Source organism: Streptomyces sp. NPDC047108 (genome assembly GCF_040643575.1).
Lineage (GTDB): Bacteria > Actinomycetota > Actinomycetes > Streptomycetales > Streptomycetaceae > Streptomyces.
The window spans coordinates 77,986-97,819 of record NZ_JBEYUP010000007.1 but is presented as its reverse complement, the minus strand read 5'-3'; the positions used below and the strand labels follow the sequence as shown (position 1 = coordinate 97,819).

The following is a 19,834-nucleotide window of genomic DNA, read 5'->3' as shown; positions in this document are numbered from 1 at the left end:
GCCTACGTCGCGTGCGTCCCCGGATCGTTCACCGGCCACGCTCCATCCGGTCGATGGCCTCCCTGACCAGGGCGATGTACTCCACTTCCTCGCAGCGGGGCTTGCTCCCCGGCTCGTAGAGGTCGAGGGAGTCGTCGAGGTCCTCGCGTACGTCCTCGTCGGGCAGTTCGGCCGCCAGGTCGCTCTGGACCAGACCGGCGAGATCGAGCCGGGCGAGACGTGCGGCGGTGGCGCGCTCGGCCCGCCGCCGACGGAGGTCCCGCAGGCGCTCGGGCACACGAGTCGGGATGTGTACGGACATCGGCCCCCCAGGGATGACGTCGTCGGCTATTCCCCGCGGCGACCGTAGCGGCCAACGCACCCCCGGTACAGACGTTTCGCGAACCCGGTCCTGAAACCGGCCCATTTCCGCACGAGAGCGGCGCACCTGCCGCCTCACGCCCGGGGCGCGTACGCCGGTGGCGCCCGCATCCGCTCCCGGGCCGCCGACCCGCCGACCGCGCCCACGTCCGTACCCGGGCCCAGGACCGTCGCCTCCCGCCCGTACCCGGCCCAGGACCGTCGGATCCCGTCCGCGCCCGGACGTCAGACCCGCGCCCGGTACGCCCGCATCGCCAGCGGCAGGAACACCGCGGCTATCCCGGCCGCCCAGACCAGCGACCACAGCACGGGCCCCGCCACTTCGCCGCCGACGAGCAGCCCGCGGAAGGCGTCCGAGAGATGCGTGACGGGGTTGACGTCGACCCACGCCTGGAGCCAGCCCGGCATCGTGTCGACCTGGACGAACGCACTGCTGGTGAAGGTGATCGGGAAGATCAGCACGAAGGCGAAGACCTGCACCTTCTCCGGATCGCCCGCGAGCATCCCGATCAGCACCGCGCTCCACGACACCGCCGCGGCGAAGACGACGAGCAGCAGGAGCGCCGCGAAGAACCCCTCGACGCCGCCCGTGACCCGGAAGCCGAGCGCCATCCCCAGCGCGATCATCAGCAGCATCGCCCACACCTGCTTGGCGAGGTCGGCGGTGATCCGGCCGAACAGCGGCGCGGACCGGGCTATCGGCAGACTGCGCAGCCGGTCGAAGACACCCTTGGTCAGGTCGGAGTTGAGCGCCATGGCCGTGTACATGCTCATGAACAGCGTGTTCTGCACGATGATCCCGGCCAGCGCGTACTGCAGGTACTCCTTGGGCGAACCGGCCATCTGACCGCCGAAGACGTACGTGAACAGAAACACGAACATGATCGGCGTGACGCTGTAGTCGACCAGTTCGAGCGGATTGTGCTTGACCGACACCAGGCTCCGCCACGCCATCGTGGCCGTCTGCCGCACCCCGGCACCGATCCGCACCCGCCCGCTCTTGGTCAGCGGGGCGGTGATCGTCGTGGCGGTCATGACGGGCTCCCGACCTTCTCGAACTCGTCCTCACCCGCGGCGGACTCCTCGCCCTCCCGCGTCTCCGGCTCGGCCCGGTGGCCGGTCAGCGCCAGGAACACCTCGTCGAGCGAGGAGCGGCGCAGCGCCAGCTCCCCCACCGCGATGCCCGCCTGGTCGAGGCGGCGCACGACCGAGGGCATCAGCCCCGGATCGTTCACCGGAGCGGTGATCACGTCGCCCTCGATCTGGGTCTGCGGGCCGGCCTCCTCGGTGATCAGGGCGTGGGCCCGGGCCAGATCGGGTGCGTGCACCGGTTGAAGCTGCAGCACCTGTCCCCCGACCTGGGACTTCAGCTCGTCCGGTGTGCCCTTGGCGATCACCCGGCCCTTGTCGATGACCACGATGTCGTCCGCGAGCTGATCCGCCTCGTTCAGATACTGGGTGGTCAGCAGGGCCGTGACGCCCTCGGCGACCAGGCCGCGCAGCATCTCCCACAGCTCGCCCCGGCTGTGCGGGTCGAGCCCGGTGGTGGGCTCGTCGAGGAAGAGGATCTGCGGCCTGCCGACCAGGCTCGCCGCCAGGTCCAGGCGCCGCCGCATACCGCCGGAGTACGTCTTCGTGGCCCGGCCGGCCGCGTCGCTGAGCTGGAAGCGCTCCAGCAGCTCGGCCGAGCGCACCCGTGCGTCAGGGCGCGGCATGCCCAGCAGACGGCCGATCATCAGCAGGTTCTCGGTGCCGGTGAGATTCTCGTCGACCGCCGCGTACTGCCCCGTCAGCCCGACGACGGAGCGGACCAGGCCGGCCTCCCGCACCACGTCGTGCCCGGCGACCGTGGCCCGCCCGCCGTCGGGCCGCAGCAAGGTGGCGAAGATCCGAACCGCGGTGGTCTTCCCCGCCCCGTTGGGCCCCAGCATCCCGAGGACGGTGCCCGTGCGCGCGGCCAGGTCCACACCGGCCAGCGCCTGGGTCTCCTTGAACCGTTTGACCAGGCCCTCCGCCTGAATCGCGTACGTCATGGAATTCCCCTTGCATCTACGGAAGTCCGCCTCGGGCGCATATCTCCCACAACTGTGACGCACACCACTGACATTCCGCGCACCCTGTGGACAACCACCACAGGCCCGCCTGAGCAGGTCCACCGGCGTGAGCGACACCACGCCCCGTCCCGGCCGCCGAGCCCTGACAATGAGGGACGTGACGATCACCTCACCGACGGCAGCGGCCCACCGCGGCGAGCGCAGCCCCGAACGGCGACGGCCCGACACCAGCCCGTACGTGGACCTCACCCGCGCCGAGTGGAGCGCCCTGCGCGAGAAGACCCCGCTCCCCCTGACGGCCGAGGAGGTCGAGCGGCTGCGCGGGCTCGGCGACGTGATCGACCTCGACGAGGTGCGCGACGTCTACCTCCCGCTCTCCCGCCTCCTCAACCTCTACGTGGGCGCCACCAGCAATCTCCGCGGCGCCCTCAACACCTTCCTCGGCGAGGCGGGGAACGGCCACGGCTCCCAGCCCGGCACGCCCTTCGTCATCGGCGTCGCGGGCAGCGTCGCCGTGGGCAAGTCGACGGCCGCCCGCCTCCTCCAGGCCCTGCTCGCCCGCTGGCCCGAGCACCCCCGCGTGGAGCTGATCACCACCGACGGCTTCCTGCTCCCCAACGCCGAGTTGCACCGCCGCGGCCTGATGTCCCGGAAGGGCTTCCCCGAGTCCTACGACCGCCGCGCGCTCACCCGCTTCGTCGCGGACGTGAAGTCCGGCAAGGACGAGGTGACGGCACCCGTCTACTCGCATCTGATCTACGACATCGTGCCCGGCGAGCGCATGACCGTACGCCGCCCCGACATCCTCATCGTCGAGGGCCTCAACGTCCTGCAGCCCGCCCTGCCCGGCAAGGACGGCCGGACGCGCCTGGGGCTGGCCGACTTCTTCGACTTCAGCGTCTATGTGCACGCCCGCACCGAGGACATCGAGGAGTGGTACCTCGGCCGCTTCCGCAAGCTGCGCGCGACCGCGTTCCAGGACCCTCACTCGTACTTCCGCAAGTACACCCAGGTCTCCGAGGAGGAGGCGCTGGACTACGCCCGGATGATCTGGCGCACCGTCAACCGGCCGAATCTGGAACAGAATGTCGCCCCGACCCGCGGCCGGGCGAACCTCGTGCTGCGCAAGGGCCCCGACCACAAGGTCCAGCGTCTGTCCCTGCGGAAACTCTGAGACCTTCGACGATGCGAGGAGGAAGGCGGCCGTGCTCCATCTCCGTCTGATCGTGCCCGCCGGACGCACCGAGGACGCGCTGGCCCGGATCGAGAGCAACATCGGCGCCACGCATGTGGTGGTGCTGAAGGGGGCCGCGCGTGCCCCGGCCGGTGACGTCATCATGTGCGACGTCGCCCGGGAGGCGTGCGACGACCTGATCGGCGAGCTGCGCGATCTGGGGCTCGAGGACGACGGCTCGATCTCCCTCGAGAACATCGACCTGTCGCTGTCCAAGCGCGCGGACCAGGCGGAGGAGGACGCCCCGGGCGAGGGAGCGGACGCCGTCCTGTGGGAGCACCTGGAGGAGTCGACGCACGAGGAGTCCACGCTCTCGGTCACCTATCTGGCGTTCCTCACCGTGGCGACGATGATCGCCGCCTGCGGTGTGGTGCTGGACAACGCGGTCCTGATCGTCGGCGCGATGGCCGTAGGCCCGGAGTTCGGACCGGTCGCGGGCATCTGCACGGCGCTGGTGCAGAGGGCCCCGCGGCTCGCCCTGCGGTCCCTGACCGCCCTGCTCGTCGGCTTCGCCGTCGCCATGGCGCTCACCGTCGGCTTCAGCCTGATGATGGACGCCTCCGGCCTCTTCCACGACGCCGACCTCACGGCCGAACGCCCGAACACCGACTTCATCTGGAAGCCAGACCTCTTCTCGTTCGTCGTGGCCGTCCTCGCGGGCATCGCGGGGACGTTGTCGCTGACCTCGGCGAAGTCCGGCGCCCTGGTGGGCGTGGCGATCTCGGTGACCACCGTCCCGGCCGCGGCCAACGCCGCCGTCGCCCTGAGCTACGGCTTGTACGCGCAGGCCCGTGGCTCCGCCGAGCAACTGCTGCTGAATCTCGCGGGGATCGTGGTGGCGGGGACGCTCACGCTGCTCGTCCAGAAGCTGTTCTGGGCGAGGCAGCGGGCACGCCTCAAGGCACCCGCCCACTGACCTGCACTACCGCACGCCGGGCACGCCGTCCCCGCCGTCACCGGGCCCAGCAGCTCAACAGCGGCGCCGGAGTGCCGCTGCCGGTGGCCTCGAAGCCGAACGTGGTCTCGCCGGTCGCCGTGATCGTGCCGTGCGTACGGTCGTTGGTCGCGGTGACGTTGCGGCCGGACTGCTGGAAGGTCGCATTCCAACGGTCGACGACTTTCTGCTCGGCGGGCCAGGTCCAGCCGACGGTCCAGCCGCGGATCTCCGCACCGGACGTGTTGATCACCCGGATCGTGGCGGTGAAATGCTCCCACTGGCTGTCGACCTGCCAGGAGGCGCGGCACCCGCGGTCGCCCTCCTGCGGCACGGCGCCCACGTTCCCGGCACCGCCCGTGTACGTGGGATCCGGGGAGCGGCCGGGGTGAGCGGACCGGGACGGCGAACCGGACGGCTTGCCGGGCGACTTCGAGGGACGGTCCGGCGATGGGCTCTCCTTGCCGGACGGTGAGTCGTCCGGATCGGGCGTTCCCGGGGCGGAGTCGCTCGGCTCCTGCGGCGCCACGGGCGTGAGGGACGCCGGGGACTTCGCCTCGGGACGCGCGGCGCCGAACGGCCACAGTCCGGCCTGGTGGGCGATGACCGCCGCGAGGACGAGGACGAGCCCCGCCGCGACGCCGCCCACGACCGCCGACCGGAACGGCCCTCCGCGCCGCCCCTCCCCCGTCCCTCCGCGGTCGGAGACGGTCTCCTCCCCCGGCCTGGCCAGGGCGTCGAGCACCGAGCGGGTGAGGGTGACGGGTGCCTCGACCATCCGGGCCGGAAGGCGGGCATAGGGGCGTACGAGGGCGGGCTGGGCCGGGCCGTCGTGCGACCGGGACGCCGGACCGTTCCGGTCCGGGGCGTCACGGGCTGGATCGAGATCGTCCTGACGCAAAAGGCTCTCTCTGCGCTGCGGGGCTTGACGAGGAACCGTCATCCTTCAGGCCGTCGGCCGGATCCGCACTCGAAGGATTCACCAGTTACCGGCCGGTCCGCCGCGCGGACGGGCCGACGCCGGAATCCTGCACTCCGCCGCCACACGGACGTTGCCTGGGCGTGGCGCTCGGGACGCCTCCGTCTCACTCGCGCCCCGCGCGTGGCGCAGGACCTTCGCGCAGGACCCGTGACACGGAACGGCGCGCCCCGGGGCGGTCCAACCGCCTCCGGAGCGCGCCGCGTCGCTTCGTTCGGCCCAGTTCGGTTCAGGCCGGTTCAGCTCAGCCCAGCGCGGACTTCACCACGTCCGCCAGCCGGCTGGCCACCGACCGCGCCTGGTCGGTGTCGGCGGCCTCGACCATGACCCGTACGAGCGGCTCCGTGCCGGAGGGGCGCAGCAGGACCCGGCCGGTGGAGCCCAGTTCGCGTTCGGCGTCGGCGACGGCGGCCGCCAGCTCGGGGGACGTGCCGACGCGGGACCTGTCCACGTCCGGGACGTTGATCAGCACCTGGGGCAGGCGGTCCATGACGGACACCAGGTCCGCCAGGCTGCGGCCGGTGGCCGCCACGCGCGCCGCCAGCATCAGGCCGGTCAGGGTGCCGTCGCCGGTGGTGGCGTGGTCGAGGATGATCACGTGGCCGGACTGCTCGCCGCCCAGCGCGTAGCCCTCGTTCTTCATCGACTCCAGGACGTAGCGGTCGCCGACCGCTGTCTGCACCAACTCGATGCCCTCGCGCTCCATGGCCAGTTTGAAGCCGAGATTCGACATGACCGTGGCCACGACGGTGTTCTTGCGCAGGCCCTCCGCCTCGCGCAGCCCGAGCGCGAGCACCGCGAGGATCTGGTCGCCGTCGATGTCGTCGCCCTGCGCGTCCACCGCCAGGCAGCGGTCCGCGTCACCGTCGTGCGCGATGCCCAGGTCGGCGCCGTGCTCGACGACCGCGGCACGGAGCTGATCCATGTGCGTGGAGCCGCAGTTGTCGTTGATGTTGAGGCCGTCGGGGTCGGCACCAATGGTGACGACATCGGCGCCCGCCCGCGCGAACGCCTCCGGGGAGACCCGCGAGGCCGCCCCGTGCGCCTCGTCCAGGACGACCTTCAGCCCGTCGAGGCGGTTCGGCAGGACGCCGATGAGGTGCGCGACGTAGTTGTCGAACCCCTCGTCGTAGGTCCGTACGCGGCCGACACCCTCGCCGGTCGGCCGGTCCCACGGCTCGCCCGACCTGTGCTCCTCGTAGACCGATTCGATGCGGTCCTCGAGTTCGTCGGCGAGCTTGTGCCCGCCCCGGGCGAAGAACTTGATGCCGTTGTCCGGCATCGGGTTGTGACTGGCGGACAGCATCACGCCGAGGTCGGCGCCCAGCGCGCCGGTGAGATACGCCACCGCGGGGGTGGGCAGCACACCGACGCGCAGAACGTCCACGCCCGCGCTCGCGAGGCCCGCCACGACGGCGGCCTCCAGGAACTCTCCGGAAGCGCGCGGATCACGCCCCACCACCGCCGTCGGCCGATGGCCCTCGAACGTGCCGGCCTCAGCAAGCACATGTGCCGCCGCGACCGACAGACCGAGCGCCAGCTCCGCCGTCAGGTCCGCGTTCGCGACACCGCGCACGCCGTCCGTGCCGAAGAGTCGTCCCACTGGTGTCCTCCGAGTTGCTGTCGAAATGAGCCGCGCATGAACGCCTTATGTCTGTATACGCTCTCCGGCTGCCCATATACGACCGCCCCGACGGCACAATGCGTGCCGCCGGGGCGGTCGTACGGAAACGAGCGATCAGCGCTTGCTGTACTGCGGCGCCTTACGAGCCTTCTTCAGACCCGACTTCTTGCGCTCGACGGCGCGGTCGTCGCGGCTGAGGAAGCCGGCCTTCTTGAGCGGGCCGCGGTTGTTGTCGACGTCCGCCTCGTTCAGCGCACGGGCGACACCGAGGCGCAGCGCACCGGCCTGACCGGACACGCCGCCGCCGTTGATGCGGGCGACGACGTCGTAACGGTCGTCGAGCTCGAGCACCTTGAAGGGCTCGTTGACTTCCTGCTGGTGCACCTTGTTGGGGAAGTACTCCTCCAGGGTGCGACCGTTGATCTTCCACTGACCGCTGCCCGGCACGATGCGGACGCGGGCAATGGCGTTCTTGCGCCGCCCGAGGCCGGCGGCCGGCTGCGGCTCGCCGAAGCGGGACGCGAGCGACTCGGAGGTGTACTCCGACTGCTCGGGCGTCTCGGTGGTGTACTCCTCGACCTCTTCGATCGGGGTCTCAGCGGTGGTCTCGGCCACGATGCTCCTCAGATTCTCTTCGTCTTAGGGGTGGCCGGGACTACTGCGCGACCTGGCTGATCTCGAACGGGACCGGCTGCTGGGCACCGTGCGGGTGCTCGGAGCCGGAGTAGACCTTCAGCTTCGAGAGCATCTGACGGCCCAGGGTGTTCTTCGGGAGCATGCCCTTGATGGCCTTCTCGACGGCCTTCTCGGGGTTCTTGTCCAGCAGCTCGTCGTAGCGGACGGACCGCAGACCACCCGGGTAACCGGAGTGGCGGTAGGCCATCTTCTGGGTCCGCTTGTTGCCGGAGAGGTGCACCTTGTCGGCGTTGATGATGATGACGAAGTCACCAGTGTCAACGTGCGGCGCGTAGACCGGCTTGTGCTTTCCCCGGAGAAGGGTGGCGGCCTGTGTGGCCAGACGGCCCAGAACAACGTCGGTGGCGTCGATGACGTGCCACTGACGCGTCACGTCGCCGGGCTTGGGGCTGTACGTACGCACGGTCGTAGCCTTCGATTCTTCAGTGATGGGGTCTCCCCCAGCCCGCCCAGGGCTGTGGGGACGTGGTCCTAGCACAGGCCACCCGGACGATCACGACAGCCGTGGCCGCACATCGGTGACGCAAACCGAGTGCATGCCGCTGGTCATCGGCCCGGTGGACCGGCGTAACGGCCTCTCACGTGAGAACGAGCAAGCCAGTACGCATAACGAACTGGCAGAATACCGGCCCGGCAGGAGAGGGTCAAAATCGCCCCGGCCCGCACGCCACGCTCACCGCGCCCGCACCACGCGCCCCTCGTCCCACACGGGCTCCGGCGCCTCCCTCACCAGCCCGTCCTGGCCGAAGACGAGGAAGCGGTCGAAGGAGCGGGCGAACCAGCGGTCGTGCGTCACGGCCAGGACCGTCCCCTCGTACGCCTCCAGGCCCTGCTGGAGGGCCTCCGCGCTCTCCAGGTCCAGGTTGTCCGTGGGCTCGTCCAGGAGGAGCGCGGTCGTCCCGGCCAGCTCGAGCAGCAGGATCTGGAAGCGGGCCTGCTGGCCGCCGGAGAGCCGGTCGAAGGTCTGGTCGCCCTGGCGCTCCAGCTCGTACCGGCGCAGGACGGACATGGCGCCGCCCCGGTCCTTGGCATGTTCCTTCCAGAGGATGTCGACCAGGGTGCGGCCCTCCAGCTCGGGGTGCGCGTGCGTCTGCGCGAAGTGGCCGGGCACGACGCGCGCGCCGAGCTTCCACTCCCCCGTGTGCCGGACGGCGTCCCCGGCGAGCAGCCGCAGGAAGTGCGACTTGCCGGAGCCGTTGGAGCCCAGGACCGCGACCCGCTCGCCGTAGAAGACCTCCAGCGAGAACGGCTTCATCAGACCGGTCAGCTCCAGCTTCTTCGCCGTCACCGCGCGGACGCCGGTACGCCCGCCGCGCAGCCGCATCCGGATGTCCTGCTCCCGCGGCGGCTCCTGTGGCGGCCCGGCCTCCTCGAACTTCCGCAGCCGGGTCTGGGCGGCCTGGTAGCGGGAGGCAAGACCGTCGTTGTAGGCGGCCTTGTTCTTGAGTGTGTTCACGAGCTGCTTGAGCTGGGCATGCCGCTCGTCCCAGCGGCGGCGCAGCTCCTCGAAGCGGGCGAAGCGCTCGCGCCGGGCCTCGTGGTACGTGGCGAAGCCGCCGCCGTGCACCCACACGTCACTCCCGGCCGGGCTCGGCTCCACGCTGACGATCTTCTCCGCGGAGCGGGCGAGCAACTCGCGGTCGTGGGAGACGAAGAGCACCGTCTTCCGCGTCTCGCGCAGCTGCGCCTCCAGCCATCGCTTGCCGGGGACGTCGAGGTAGTTGTCCGGCTCGTCGAGAAGGAGCACCTCCTCGGGCCCGCGCAGCAGCGCCTCCAGCACCAGCCGCTTCTGCTCGCCGCCGGAGAGCGTGCGCACCTGCCGCCACTGCGCCTTCTCGTACGGGACGCCGAGGGCGGCCGTGGTGCACATGTCCCAGACGGTCTCGGCCTCGTACCCCCGCGCCTCGGCCCAGTCGCTGAGCGCCTGCGCGTACGCCATCTGCGCGGCCTCGTCGTCGACGGTCATGATCGCCGTCTCGGCGTCGTCGACGGCCCGCGCCGCCTGCCGGATGCGCGGCTGGGCGACGGAGACGAGCAGGTCGCGAACGGTCCGCTCGTCCCGCACACTGCCCACGAACTGGGGCATGACGCCGAGGCCGCCGCTGACCGTCACCGATCCGCCGTGCGGCGCCAGTTCTCCCGACAGCAGCCGCAGCAGCGTGGTCTTCCCGGCGCCGTTGGCCCCGACCAGCGCCACGGCCGCGCCCTCGCCCACCCGGAACGAGGCGTCGGCGAGCAGAACGCGCCCGTCCGGCAGGTAGTACTCCACGTGCGCTGCCTCGATATGCCCCATGAGGCGCATTCTGGGCTCCGGACCACCCGCGCACCAACCCGTTTTTCTTCCGTAGGATGCGCGCCATGAGCTTTGGGCAAGGGGGGCCTTTCGGCCCGGGGGGTTCACAGCAGTCGGGGACGCCCGACTGGGGAGCGATGGCCGACCGTACGGCGGCCCGCAAGCGCAAGCAGCGGCTGACGCTGATGATCGGCGGCGCGGCCGCGACCGCAGCGGTGGCCGTGCTCGTGGCGACGGCGGTGGTCAACGCGGGGGGCTCCGACGACAAGCCGCAGTCGCTGCCGACCCCGGAGACCCTGCCCGCGGAACCGGACCAGCCGGAACCGACCTTCTCCGACGTCTCCGTGCCGCCCCCGCCGAAGCCCATCGACTTCATCTCCAACGTGAAGAAGGACAAGGCGCCGCTCAGCGCCGGCACCCTCTTCCCGGGCAAGTCCGTGACGATGAGCAGCCGTTCGTACGACCGGGGCGCCTCGGCCTCCAGCAAGAAGTGCGCCTCCGGTGTCTCCGGCCGGCTCGCTCCCGCGCTCAACCGCAACGACTGCACCCGGCTGATCCGGGCGAGCTTCGAGCGTGGCGGTGTCGCCGTGACCGTCGGCGTCGCGGTGTTCGACACCGAGGCGCAGGCGACGAAGGCCAAGGAGCAGGCGAACGGGAACGTGCAATCGCTCGCGGGCGACGGCATTCCGTCGTTCTGCCGCGCGACCGCCTGCCGCCTCACCACGAACGCCATCGGCCGCTATGCCTACTTCACGGTCTCCGGATTCACCTCGGGCAAGGCGGTGACCTCCTCCGACACCAAGGCCCGGCAGGCCGGCAAGGACATCGCCGACTACACCTTCAGCCGCATCGTGGACCGGGGCGAGAGCCAGGCGTCCGCCGCGGCAACGGCGCAGACGGGGAACTGAGCGCGCGTCGCGGGCAGAGCGCGGCCGGCCTCGCGGAGGCGCAGGCCGGGGAAGAACCGGAACGACCCCCTCCGCCCCGTGGCGCGGAGTCTCACCGGGACAGGCTTTCGACCGATATCGCATCGTCATCCGAACCCCCTGGTCAGGAGCGCGGCACGGGTCGTTGAATGAACGACCGTGCCCTCCCTCCGTGCCCTGATCGCCTTCCCGCGCATGCTGCGCCACGGCTCTCGCGTCGGCACCGACCTGCCGCCCGACGAGGCGGTGGTCCTGGACGCGCCGGAGGCTCCGCTCCGCGCCGCGCTCACCGCCGCCGCCGCGGGCGACTTCGCCCCGGCCCGCCACCTGCTCGCCGCCACCCGCCTCGGCGCCGAATGGGAGCGGCGCGACGGATACGTCTCCGTGCTGGCCGAGTTCGCCGTGCACAACCCCGGCTGGCTGGACGCCTGGCTCGCCGCCTCCCCCGAGGACCCCGACGCCGTCCTCGTCAAGGCCGGCCTCGGCATCGACCAGGCCTGGCGCATCCGCAGCGCGGCACGCGCCGCGGACGTGTCACGTGAGCAGTTCCGCGCCTTCTTCGCCCTGCTCGAGGACGCCGTCCCGGTCATCCGCGCCGCAGCGGACCTCAACCCGACCGACCCCGTGCCCTGGCGGATCGCCCTCACCCACGCCCGCGGCGTCCAGGCCCCGCGCGAGGTCTTCGACGCGTACTGGCGGGAGGCCGTCGAACGCGCCTCGCACCACTACGGCTGCCACAGCACCGCCCTCCAGTACCTCAGCGAGAAGTGGTACGGCTCGCACGAGGAGATGTTCGCCTTCGCCGAGCGCGCAGCGGCGGCGGCCCTGCCCGGATCCCAGCTGCACGCCCTCCCCCTGCTGGCCGCCGTCGAGTACGAGGTCGTCGCCGACCGCACCCAGGACGGCCCCATCGCCGGGGACCGTATCGACGCGGCGATCGACCGCGCCCTGGAACTCTCCTCCTGGTACGAGCCGGGCGACCCCGAGATCGCCGGCGTCCGCAACCACCTCACCCTCATGCTGCTGCGCGCCGGGCGCTGGACCGTCGCGCTCGACATGTTCCGCGCGATCGGCGTGCACGCCCGCAGCGCCCCCTGGTCCTACTTCGGCGATCCGCGCAAGGAGTTCCTCGACTTCCGTACAGGCGTGCGCATGCAGGTCGCCATGCAGACGCCGTTCTTCGGCACCCCGCACCAGCCGCGCACCGCCCCGCCCGTCCACGCCGAGTGGGCGCCGCGCACGCTCGCCATCTGCGCGGCCGTGCCGCACAAGGTCGCCCAGGCCGCCCTCATGTGCAACGCCTCCCTCCGCGTCGCCCCGGCCGGACCGTCGGCCACCTACGTGGAGACGGCCGCGGAACCGGGCACGCCCCGGCGCGGCACGCTCCTCGGCGAGGAGCCGCTGATCGCCGCCGTCGACACACTGACCACGGGAGAGAAGTGGCCGGCGATCGTCCTCCACCGCAGCGGCGACCGTTCCGGATTCACGGTCTTCCAGCGCGGCAGGCGCACGGCCGCGCACCAGTGGGACCCGGCCGCGGCGATCCCCTCCCTCCAGGACGCCTCCGCGACCGCCCGCGCCCTGTCCGCCGCCTTCTCCGTCGCGGACGCCCGGCCGCTGACGGCGCTGCTGCGCGGCTCGGACGAGGCGGCCCGGCGCCAGGCCGACCTGGTCCGGGCGCTCGGCCTGCCCGCGCCGCCCACCGGTTTCGGCGAGCGCACGGACGTCCTCGACGGCGTCCCCGGCGCGCAGGTCATCGCCCGCCGCGGCCTGCTCACCGGCTTCCGCGAATCGGTCACCACCAAGCCGGGCGCCATGCCCGGGGAGAGCGGCCCGCGCCCCGAATCGGCCCGCCTGCCCACCCGATGGTGGGCGCTGCGCTCCATCGCGCTGCTGGTCTTCCTGCCCACCACGGTCTACGCCTGGTGGGCCCCCGGCCTCGGCGTCCTGCGGCCCGCGCTCGCCACCTGCGCCACGCTGTACGTCGCCGGCCAGCTCCTGCGGGCCTGGCGCCGCCGGCCACGAAGCGCCTGAGCGGGATACGGACGGGGCGGCCCCGTACGAGGCCCCGCCCCGCACGTACGGATCCGGAGCCGTAACGGATCCGGAGCCGTGACGGATCCGGAGCCGTACGGGATCCGGGGTCGCCCCGCCCACACCGTGACGCGGATCTCCCGCTCCCGCCTTCCTCCGGCGCCCCTGCGGGTGATAGGCACGGAAGCAGACATTCCTCTTCAGGCCCGGTCAAGCCTGTTCGGGCCCAGTCAAGCCCGTTCAGGTCCGATCAGGCACCTTCGAGAACTCGTCAGCCTCTCCACAGCACGCGAAAGCCCCCGCCATGGCCCACGACAGCACCCCCGACGCCCACATATTCGAGATCGACCTCACCCGCGAGGAAGCGCGCCGCCGCGCCGAGGTCCTCGCGGCGATGGGCCCGGAGTGGGACCCGGCCGCGGTGATGGAGGCCGAGGACGAGGCCTACCGGATGCTCTACTCGAACCTCGACGAGCGCCAGCAGGAGATCCACGACCGCCTGGTGGCCGAGGGCGTCCTGCCCGCCCGTCCCGAGGACGGCCGTGCTCCCTCTTGATCCCGATGCCGACAGGGCCCGCCGGGCCTGGCTCCCCTGCCCCCGCTGCGAGGACCACCTCGACTGCGACACCTGCCTCGCGGGCAGCACGTGCGGTGACCACTGGCGTTACCTGCTGTCCAACCGAGGTCACGTGGTGCATCTGCAGTGCCCGGCATGCACACACATCTGGTCGCACGACACCTCAGCGTAGCCGCGGCGTACCGAGGCAGGGGCCACAGGGCCGCGACGGCGTCCGGTGTCAGCAGCAGCCCGCGCCCGCCGCGTCCCCCGGCAGGGTCCGCTTGTTCCGCGCCGCCAGATTGCGCGCCGCGAGCCGGTCGTCCGGCGGGTAGCCGACCTCCTCCAGCGTCAGGCCGTGGGGACGCACCACATTGACCGCGGAGTGGCGCACCCGCCCCGCCAGGACCTCGCGCGGGAAGTCGACCGGACGGTGTCCGTCGCCGACGAGCAGCATCGCCCCCACCAGGGCGCGCACCATGTTGTGGCAGAAGGCGTCCGCCCGGACCGTCGCGACCGCGAGGCCCGCGTCCTCCTGTCCCGGGAGCGGCCGCTCCCAGTGCAGGTCGAGCAGCTTGCGGATGGTCGTCGCGCCCTCGCGCTTCTTGCAGTACGCGGCGAAGTCGTGCTCGCCGAGCAGCCGCTTCGCCGCCCGGTTCATCAGATCCACGTCGAGCGGCCAGTCGTGCCACAGCACATGCCCGCGGCGCAGCGGATCCACTCCGCCGCGGCGGTCCCCGACCCGGTACGCGTAGCGGCGCCAGATCGCCGAGAATCGCGCGTTGAAGCCCTCCGGGGCCTCCGCCACGCTCCAGACCCGTACATCGTGCGGGAGGCGGCCCGCGAGCCGCCTCAGCAGCTTCTCGCGATGCTCTGCCCACACCTCCTCGGCCAGATCGACGTGCGCGACCTGCCCGCGGGCGTGCACGCCCGCGTCCGTGCGCCCCGCGACGGTCAGCTGAGGCGGCTCCGGCAGCCGCAGCACGGTCCGCAGGGCGCTCTCCAGCTCGCCCTGGACCGTACGGCGCTCCCGCTGCCGCGCCCACCCGGAGAAGTCCTTGCCGTCGTACGCACAGTCCAGCCGGACCCGTACGAAGCCGGGCTCCACCTCGTCACTCACCCACACGTTCCTCTCCATGCGGAAGGGCCCGCCCCCAGCCGGAACTGGGTGCGGGCCCTCCGAAAGCCATCGGAATGGCTCAGGCGTCCTTCCCGCCCTCACCAGCCGCGTCCGCGGCGGGCTCGGCCGGGGCCTCGGCGGCCTCGTCCTTGGCGTCGGCGGCCGGGGCCGCCTCGTCCTTCTTGAGGTCCGCGACGGCCTGGTCACCGGCAGCGTCCTTGGCGGAGCGCTTGGTGGCGGCCTCGGCCTCACCCACCGCCGCCTGCTGCACGGTCAGGGCCTCGACCAGCTCGATGACCGCCATGGGCGCGTTGTCGCCGCGACGGTTGCCGATCTTGGTGATCCGGGTGTAGCCACCCGGACGGTTCTCGTAACGCGGGCCGATCTCCGTGAACAGGGTGTGGACGACACCCTTGTCGCGGACGGTCTGGAGCACCAGACGGCGGTTGTGAAGGTCACCCTTCTTCGCCTTGGTGATCAGACGCTCGGCCACCGGACGCAGGCGACGGGCCTTGGCCTCGGTGGTCGTGATACGGCCGTGCTCGAACAGCGCGGTGGCGAGGTTCGCCAGCATGAGCCGCTCGTGCGCAGCGCTGCCGCCCATACGGGCGCCCTTGGCGGGCTTCGGCATGGTGTTTCTCCTCGATGTCTGCACCGGCCGTGTCAGGTACCGGTGTCAGGGTCCGTACGGGCTGCTGCCCGCCGGAATTCTTGAGCGGTCGAGGTGCCGGGCGCATCGCCCGGCACCTCGACCCGAACATCAGTACTGCTCGGTCTCCACGAAGCCGGTGTCGCCCTCGTCCTCCGCGCCGAACGCGTCGGCGGCGGCGGTCGGGTCGAATCCGGGCGGGCTGTCCTTGAGGGCCAGGCCCATGCCGGCCAGCTTCGCCTTGACCTCGTCGATCGACTTCGCACCGAAGTTGCGGATGTCGAGCAGGTCGGCCTCCGAGCGGGCCACGAGCTCGCCCACCGTGTGGATGCCTTCGCGCTTGAGGCAGTTGTACGAGCGGACCGTGAGTTCGAGCTCCTCGATCGGGAGCGCGAGGTCGGCGGCCAGGGCGGCGTCCGTCGGGGACGGGCCCATGTCGATGCCCTCGGCGTCGATGTTGAGCTCGCGGGCCAGGCCGAACAGCTCGACCAGGGTCTTGCCGGCCGACGCCATGGCGTCGCGCGGGCGCATGGCCTGCTTGGTCTCGACGTCGACGATCAGCTTGTCGAAGTCGGTGCGCTGCTCGACACGGGTCGCCTCGACCTTGTAGGTGACCTTGAGCACCGGGCTGTAGATCGAGTCGACCGGGATCCGGCCGATCTCCTGGCCCAGCTGCTTGTTCTGCACCGCGGAGACGTAGCCGCGACCGCGCTCGACGGTCAGCTCCATCTCCAGCTTGCCCTTGCCGTTCAGGGTGGCGAGGACGAGGTCCGGGTTGTGGACCTCGACGCCGGCCGGCGGGGCGATGTCGGCGGCGGTGACCAGACCCGGGCCCTGCTTGCGCAGGTACATCACGACCGGCTCGTCGTGCTCCGAGGAGACGACGAGCTGCTTGATGTTGAGGATCAGGTCGGTGACGTCCTCCTTGACGCCCGGCACGGTGGTGAACTCGTGCAGGACGCCGTCGATCCGGATGCTCGTCACGGCGGCACCGGGGATCGAGGAGAGGAGCGTGCGACGCAGGGAGTTTCCGAGGGTGTAGCCGAAGCCCGGCTCGAGCGGCTCGATCACGAACCGTGAGCGGAATTCGTCCACGACCTCTTCGGTCAGAGAGGGACGCTGAGCGATCAGCATGAAAATTGCCTCCAGTCTTCGGCACCCGCTATTTGATGCCGAGCCCCGGGCGGCAGCCCGAGGTCGATACTGCAAGGGTACGGGCGGTACGGCCCGAATGGAGCCGTACCGCCCGAGACCGAGCTACTACTTCGAGTAGAGCTCGACGATGAGCTGCTCCTGCACCTGCGTGTCGATCGCCTGACGCTCGGGCATGGAGTGCACGAGGATCCGCAGCTTCGACGGGATCGCCTCCAGCCACGCCGGGACGGTCCTGTCACCCGCCTCGGCCTGGGCCACCTGGAAGGGGGTCATGTTCCGGGAGGACTCGCGGACCTCGATGATGTCGTTCACGACCACGCGGGCCGACGGGATGTCGGTCTTGCGGCCGTTCACGTTGATGTGCCCGTGGCGGACCAGCTGACGGGCGTGGTCACGGGACTTGGCGAAGCCGGCCCGGTAGACCACGTTGTCGAGACGGGTCTCGAGGATGCGCAGGAGGTTCTCACCCGTCTTGCCCTGCCTGCGGTTGGCCTCGCCGTAGTAGCCACGGAACTGCTTCTCGAGGACACCGTAGATACGGGCACACTTCTGCTTCTCACGCTTCTGCAGAAGGTACTCGCTGTCCTTGGTGCGCCCGCGTCCGTGCTCACCCGGGGGGTAAGGACGGATCTCGATCGGGCACTTCGCGCTCTCGCACTTGCTCCCCTTGAGGAAGAGCTTCTGCTTCTCCCGACGGCAACGCTTGCAGTCGGCCCCGGTGTAACGCGCCATTGTTGTCTTGTCTCCTACCTCAGATGATCAGACGCGGCGGCGCTTGGGCGGGCGGCATCCGTTGTGCGGGGTGGGGGTGACGTCCTGGATCGAACCGACCTCGAGGCCCGTGGCCTGGAGGGAGCGGATCGCGGTCTCACGGCCGGAGCCGGGACCCTTGACGAAGACGTCGACCTTGCGCATGCCGTGCTCCTGCGCGCGGCGGGCGGCCGACTCGGCGGCCATCTGCGCGGCGAAGGGGGTGGACTTGCGCGAGCCCTTGAAGCCGACGTGGCCGGCCGAGGCCCAAGAGATCACGTTCCCGGTCGGGTCGGTGATCGAGACGATCGTGTTGTTGAACGTGCTCTTGATGTGAGCGTGCCCGTGGGCGACGTTCTTCTTCTCCTTGCGGCGCACCTTCTTGGCGCCGGCCGTACGGCTCTTCGGAGGCATTGAGTGAATCTTCTCCCGTGGAGGTGGTCGGTCCTACAGCTCGGACCGCTCGGCAGCGTCCGGTGAGGACTACTTCTTGCCCGGCTTCTTCTTGCCGGCGATCGCGCGACGCGGGCCCTTGCGGGTGCGGGCGTTGGTGTGAGTCCGCTGACCGTGGACCGGAAGGCCACGGCGGTGGCGAAGACCCTGGTAGCAACCGATCTCGACCTTGCGGCGGATGTCGGCCTGGATCTCGCGACGGAGGTCACCCTCGGTCTTGTAGTTCGCGTCGACGTACTCGCGGATCTTGACCAGGTCCTCTTCGCCCAGGTCGCGAACGCGGGTGTCGGGGTTCACACCGGTGTTCTTCAGCGTCTCCTGAGCGCGGGTGCGCCCGATGCCGAAGACATAGGTGAGGGCAACCTCCACGCGCTTCTCACGCGGGAGGTCAACGCCTGCAAGGCGTGCCATTCATGGCTCCTGTTGACTTGCGGAGGTCTTCCGCAGCACCGGTCCCGGCCGCCGTACCAGGTACGTACCGGGTCCCCGGCCTCCGACCGAGGGTGTCGACCCGCCTCAGGAGCGGAATCGGGTGACTGCGTATGTATGTGTGTCGCGTACGTCGCGCGAAGAACTGCGAAGTGCAGGTCGGCGTGCGTCAGCCCTGGCGCTGCTTGTGGCGCAGGTTGTCGCAGATGACCATGACCCGGCCGTGACGGCGGATCACCTTGCACTTGTCGCAGATCTTCTTGACGCTCGGCTTGACCTTCATGGGATGTGAGGTTCTCCGGGTCAGTGCCGCACCCCACGGGAGGGGGCGGGGCAAGATCTACTTGTAGCGGTAGACGATCCGACCGCGCGTCAGGTCGTACGGAGACAGCTCCACAACGACCCGGTCATCCGGGAGGATACGGATGTAGTGCATCCGCATCTTGCCGCTGATGTGCGCGAGGACCTTGTGACCGTTCTGGAGCTCCACCTTGAACATGGCGTTCGGGAGGGACTCGATCACGGTGCCCTCGATCTCGATGGCACCTTGCTTCTTGGCCACGCTTCGCCCTTCGAATCGGCTACCTTGATCAGCCCTCGCGCGCGCATGCGGACATACGGATGCACGAGAGCCGACGCATCAGTCTACGTCAGGGCATCCTGAAAGACGAAATCGGGCCTGGAATCTGCCCGGCCACCAAGATCCTTAACCCAGGGGGTCAGGGGCGGCGGTGACGCCCAGCTCGGCGAGCTTCGCCTTGCCGCCGTCGACGGCGGTCAGCACGAGAGGGCCGGCCTCGGTCAGCGCGACCGAGTGCTCCCAGTGGCTGCTCCACGTCCCGTCGTCGGTCTTGACCGTCCAGTCGTCCTCGAGGACATGGGTGCGCGGGGTACCGAGGCTCACCATGGGCTCGATCGCGATGCAGAAGCCGGGCACCAGCCGCGGGCCCCGACCGCGCCTGCGGTCCACGTAGTTGAGCAGGTGCGGGTCCATGTGCATCTCGGAACCGATGCCGTGGCCGCCGTAGTCCTCGATGATCCCGTACTTGCCGGTGGCCGGACGCGGCTGACGGCGGATGTAGCCCTCGATCGCCTTGGAGATGTCGACCAGCCGGTTGCCCTGCTGGACCGCGGCGATGCCGGCCCACATGGACTCCTCGGTGACCCGGCTGAGTTCATGCAGTTCCGGAGCGTGACCGGAGCCCACGAAGACCGTGATCGCCGCGTCGCCGTGCCAACCGTCGACGATGGCCCCGGCGTCGATGGAGAGGAGGTCACCGTCCTTCAGCACGGTGTCCGTGTCCGGGATGCCGTGGACCACGACCTCGTTGGCCGAGGTGCAGATGGTGGCGGGAAAGCCGCCGTAGCCGAGGAAGTTGGACTTGGCGCCGTGCTCGGCGAGGACCTTGCGCGCGGTGTCGTCCAGGTCCTTGGTGGTGGCGCCCGGGACGGCGGCCTCCCGGCAGGCCGCGTGCACCGCGGCCACGACCAGCCCCGCCTCGCGCATCTTCGCGATCTGCTCCGGGGTCTTGATCTCTACCATCGGTGCCGCTCCTCCGGCGGGCCCAGCCGCCGCTCCCGCGGAGGT

23 protein-coding genes are annotated in these 19,834 nt (G+C 70.6%); 6 read left to right on the top strand and 17 right to left on the bottom strand.

Annotated features, from left to right (window positions below; all coding sequences use genetic code 11):
• Nucleotides 1–28: 28 nt before the first annotated feature.
• From ABZ822_RS16850 to ABZ822_RS16840, 3 genes are all read right to left on the bottom strand, one after another.
• Complete coding sequence (locus tag ABZ822_RS16850) at nt 29–277, bottom strand: hypothetical protein (protein WP_360853623.1); 249 nt, start codon at nt 275–277, stop codon at nt 29–31.
• Nucleotides 278–585: 308 nt separating this feature from the next.
• On the bottom strand, nt 586–1,395 hold the full coding sequence (locus ABZ822_RS16845) for an ABC transporter permease (protein WP_360853620.1): 810 nt from the start codon (nt 1,393–1,395) through the stop codon (nt 586–588).
• The gene (locus tag ABZ822_RS16840; RefSeq protein ID WP_360853617.1) at nt 1,392–2,393 is read right to left on the bottom strand and encodes an ATP-binding cassette domain-containing protein; all 1,002 of its coding nucleotides are present in this window, start codon (nt 2,391–2,393) and stop codon (nt 1,392–1,394) included. Before ABZ822_RS16840 ends, ABZ822_RS16845 begins: the two co-directional genes overlap by 4 nt.
• Nucleotides 2,394–2,652: 259 nt before the next feature.
• Between ABZ822_RS16840 and coaA the strand changes: the two genes are divergently transcribed.
• Both coaA and ABZ822_RS16830 read left to right on the top strand, forming a co-directional pair.
• Nucleotides 2,653–3,588, top strand: a complete 936-nt coding sequence (gene coaA, locus ABZ822_RS16835) for a type I pantothenate kinase (RefSeq protein WP_360854197.1) — start codon at nt 2,653–2,655, stop codon at nt 3,586–3,588.
• Between the two features lie 31 nt (nt 3,589–3,619).
• The gene (locus ABZ822_RS16830) at nt 3,620–4,564 is read left to right on the top strand and encodes a DUF389 domain-containing protein (protein ID WP_360853614.1); all 945 of its coding nucleotides are present in this window, start codon (nt 3,620–3,622) and stop codon (nt 4,562–4,564) included.
• Nucleotides 4,565–4,601: 37 nt separating this feature from the next.
• On the opposite strand, the gene ABZ822_RS16825 is transcribed toward ABZ822_RS16830, so the two are convergent.
• The 5 genes from ABZ822_RS16825 to ABZ822_RS16805 all read right to left on the bottom strand — a co-directional run bounded on the left by ABZ822_RS16825 (nt 4,602) and on the right by ABZ822_RS16805 (nt 10,174).
• Nucleotides 4,602–5,483 (bottom strand): cellulose binding domain-containing protein, encoded by an 882-nt coding sequence (locus tag ABZ822_RS16825; protein WP_360853611.1) that lies wholly within the window; start codon nt 5,481–5,483, stop codon nt 4,602–4,604.
• Between the two features lie 322 nt (nt 5,484–5,805).
• Nucleotides 5,806–7,164, bottom strand: coding sequence for a phosphoglucosamine mutase (gene glmM, locus ABZ822_RS16820; RefSeq protein WP_360853608.1), 1,359 nt, complete (start codon nt 7,162–7,164; stop codon nt 5,806–5,808).
• Between the two features lie 135 nt (nt 7,165–7,299).
• Nucleotides 7,300–7,800, bottom strand: a complete 501-nt coding sequence (gene rpsI / locus ABZ822_RS16815) for a 30S ribosomal protein S9 (protein ID WP_360853605.1) — start codon at nt 7,798–7,800, stop codon at nt 7,300–7,302.
• A 40-nt stretch (nt 7,801–7,840) separates the two neighbouring features.
• Entirely contained in the window at nt 7,841–8,284 is a 444-nt protein-coding gene (rplM, locus tag ABZ822_RS16810; protein WP_360853602.1) for a 50S ribosomal protein L13, read from the bottom strand.
• Nucleotides 8,285–8,554: 270 nt separating this feature from the next.
• Nucleotides 8,555–10,174 carry an ATP-binding cassette domain-containing protein gene (locus tag ABZ822_RS16805; protein ID WP_360853599.1) on the bottom strand — a complete coding sequence of 540 codons (1,620 nt, stop codon included), beginning with the start codon at nt 10,172–10,174 and terminating at the stop codon, nt 8,555–8,557.
• Between the two features lie 137 nt (nt 10,175–10,311).
• Here ABZ822_RS16805 and ABZ822_RS16800 point away from each other — a divergent pair, with 137 nt between their 5' ends.
• The 4 genes from ABZ822_RS16800 (at nt 10,312) to ABZ822_RS16785 (ending at nt 13,883) form a co-directional block, all read left to right on the top strand.
• Nucleotides 10,312–11,082, top strand: a complete 771-nt coding sequence (locus ABZ822_RS16800; protein WP_360853596.1) for a hypothetical protein — start codon at nt 10,312–10,314, stop codon at nt 11,080–11,082.
• A 177-nt stretch (nt 11,083–11,259) separates the two neighbouring features.
• Nucleotides 11,260–13,134: a hypothetical protein gene (locus ABZ822_RS16795; RefSeq protein ID WP_360853593.1), complete on the top strand. Its 1,875-nt coding sequence runs from the start codon at nt 11,260–11,262 to the stop codon at nt 13,132–13,134.
• A 304-nt stretch (nt 13,135–13,438) separates the two neighbouring features.
• Nucleotides 13,439–13,690, top strand: a complete 252-nt coding sequence (locus ABZ822_RS16790; protein WP_360853590.1) for a DUF6400 family protein — start codon at nt 13,439–13,441, stop codon at nt 13,688–13,690.
• The gene (locus tag ABZ822_RS16785; protein WP_360853587.1) at nt 13,677–13,883 is read left to right on the top strand and encodes a hypothetical protein; all 207 of its coding nucleotides are present in this window, start codon (nt 13,677–13,679) and stop codon (nt 13,881–13,883) included. The genes ABZ822_RS16790 and ABZ822_RS16785 overlap by 14 nt, the downstream gene beginning before the upstream one ends.
• 48 nt (nt 13,884–13,931) lie before the next feature.
• On the opposite strand, the gene truA is transcribed toward ABZ822_RS16785, so the two are convergent.
• The 9 genes from truA to map all read right to left on the bottom strand — a co-directional run bounded on the left by truA (nt 13,932) and on the right by map (nt 19,789).
• Complete coding sequence (truA, locus tag ABZ822_RS16780) at nt 13,932–14,810, bottom strand: tRNA pseudouridine(38-40) synthase TruA (protein WP_360853584.1); 879 nt, start codon at nt 14,808–14,810, stop codon at nt 13,932–13,934.
• Between the two features lie 79 nt (nt 14,811–14,889).
• Nucleotides 14,890–15,441 (bottom strand): 50S ribosomal protein L17, encoded by a 552-nt coding sequence (rplQ, locus tag ABZ822_RS16775; RefSeq protein WP_360853581.1) that lies wholly within the window; start codon nt 15,439–15,441, stop codon nt 14,890–14,892.
• Between the two features lie 129 nt (nt 15,442–15,570).
• Nucleotides 15,571–16,593 (bottom strand): DNA-directed RNA polymerase subunit alpha, encoded by a 1,023-nt coding sequence (locus tag ABZ822_RS16770; protein ID WP_360853578.1) that lies wholly within the window; start codon nt 16,591–16,593, stop codon nt 15,571–15,573.
• A gap of 126 nt (nt 16,594–16,719) precedes the next feature.
• Nucleotides 16,720–17,346, bottom strand: a complete 627-nt coding sequence (gene rpsD / locus ABZ822_RS16765; protein ID WP_360853575.1) for a 30S ribosomal protein S4 — start codon at nt 17,344–17,346, stop codon at nt 16,720–16,722.
• Between the two features lie 27 nt (nt 17,347–17,373).
• Entirely contained in the window at nt 17,374–17,778 is a 405-nt protein-coding gene (rpsK, locus tag ABZ822_RS16760) for a 30S ribosomal protein S11 (RefSeq protein ID WP_009715860.1), read from the bottom strand.
• 69 nt (nt 17,779–17,847) lie between these two features.
• Nucleotides 17,848–18,228 carry a 30S ribosomal protein S13 gene (gene rpsM, locus ABZ822_RS16755; protein ID WP_360853571.1) on the bottom strand — a complete coding sequence of 127 codons (381 nt, stop codon included), beginning with the start codon at nt 18,226–18,228 and terminating at the stop codon, nt 17,848–17,850.
• Between the two features lie 187 nt (nt 18,229–18,415).
• Nucleotides 18,416–18,529 (bottom strand): 50S ribosomal protein L36, encoded by a 114-nt coding sequence (gene rpmJ, locus ABZ822_RS16750; RefSeq protein WP_003956441.1) that lies wholly within the window; start codon nt 18,527–18,529, stop codon nt 18,416–18,418.
• Nucleotides 18,530–18,586: 57 nt separating this feature from the next.
• Nucleotides 18,587–18,808: a translation initiation factor IF-1 gene (gene infA / locus ABZ822_RS16745; protein WP_003956442.1), complete on the bottom strand. Its 222-nt coding sequence runs from the start codon at nt 18,806–18,808 to the stop codon at nt 18,587–18,589.
• A gap of 144 nt (nt 18,809–18,952) precedes the next feature.
• Nucleotides 18,953–19,789 carry a type I methionyl aminopeptidase gene (gene map, locus ABZ822_RS16740; RefSeq protein ID WP_360853568.1) on the bottom strand — a complete coding sequence of 279 codons (837 nt, stop codon included), beginning with the start codon at nt 19,787–19,789 and terminating at the stop codon, nt 18,953–18,955.
• Nucleotides 19,790–19,834: the final 45 nt, after the last annotated feature.

Excerpts from the sequence above, each read along its gene's own strand:
- ABZ822_RS16845 (WP_360853620.1), bottom strand. The coding sequence starts at position 1,395 with ATGACCGCCACGACGATCACCGCCCCGCTGACCAAGAGCGGGCGGGTG.
- ABZ822_RS16840 (WP_360853617.1), bottom strand. The coding sequence starts at position 2,393 with ATGACGTACGCGATTCAGGCGGAGGGCCTGGTCAAACGGTTCAAGGAG.
- ABZ822_RS16805 (WP_360853599.1), bottom strand. The coding sequence starts at position 10,174 with ATGGGGCATATCGAGGCAGCGCACGTGGAGTACTACCTGCCGGACGGG.
- ABZ822_RS16800 (WP_360853596.1), top strand. The coding sequence starts at position 10,312 with ATGGCCGACCGTACGGCGGCCCGCAAGCGCAAGCAGCGGCTGACGCTG.
- ABZ822_RS16790 (WP_360853590.1), top strand. The coding sequence starts at position 13,439 with ATGGCCCACGACAGCACCCCCGACGCCCACATATTCGAGATCGACCTC.
- rplQ (WP_360853581.1), bottom strand. The coding sequence starts at position 15,441 with ATGCCGAAGCCCGCCAAGGGCGCCCGTATGGGCGGCAGCGCTGCGCAC.
- ABZ822_RS16770 (WP_360853578.1), bottom strand. The coding sequence starts at position 16,593 with ATGCTGATCGCTCAGCGTCCCTCTCTGACCGAAGAGGTCGTGGACGAA.
- rpsD (WP_360853575.1), bottom strand. The coding sequence starts at position 17,346 with ATGGCGCGTTACACCGGGGCCGACTGCAAGCGTTGCCGTCGGGAGAAG.
- rpsK (WP_009715860.1), bottom strand. The coding sequence starts at position 17,778 with ATGCCTCCGAAGAGCCGTACGGCCGGCGCCAAGAAGGTGCGCCGCAAG.
- rpsM (WP_360853571.1), bottom strand. The coding sequence starts at position 18,228 with ATGGCACGCCTTGCAGGCGTTGACCTCCCGCGTGAGAAGCGCGTGGAG.
- rpmJ (WP_003956441.1), bottom strand. The coding sequence starts at position 18,529 with ATGAAGGTCAAGCCGAGCGTCAAGAAGATCTGCGACAAGTGCAAGGTG.
- map (WP_360853568.1), bottom strand. The coding sequence starts at position 19,789 with ATGGTAGAGATCAAGACCCCGGAGCAGATCGCGAAGATGCGCGAGGCG.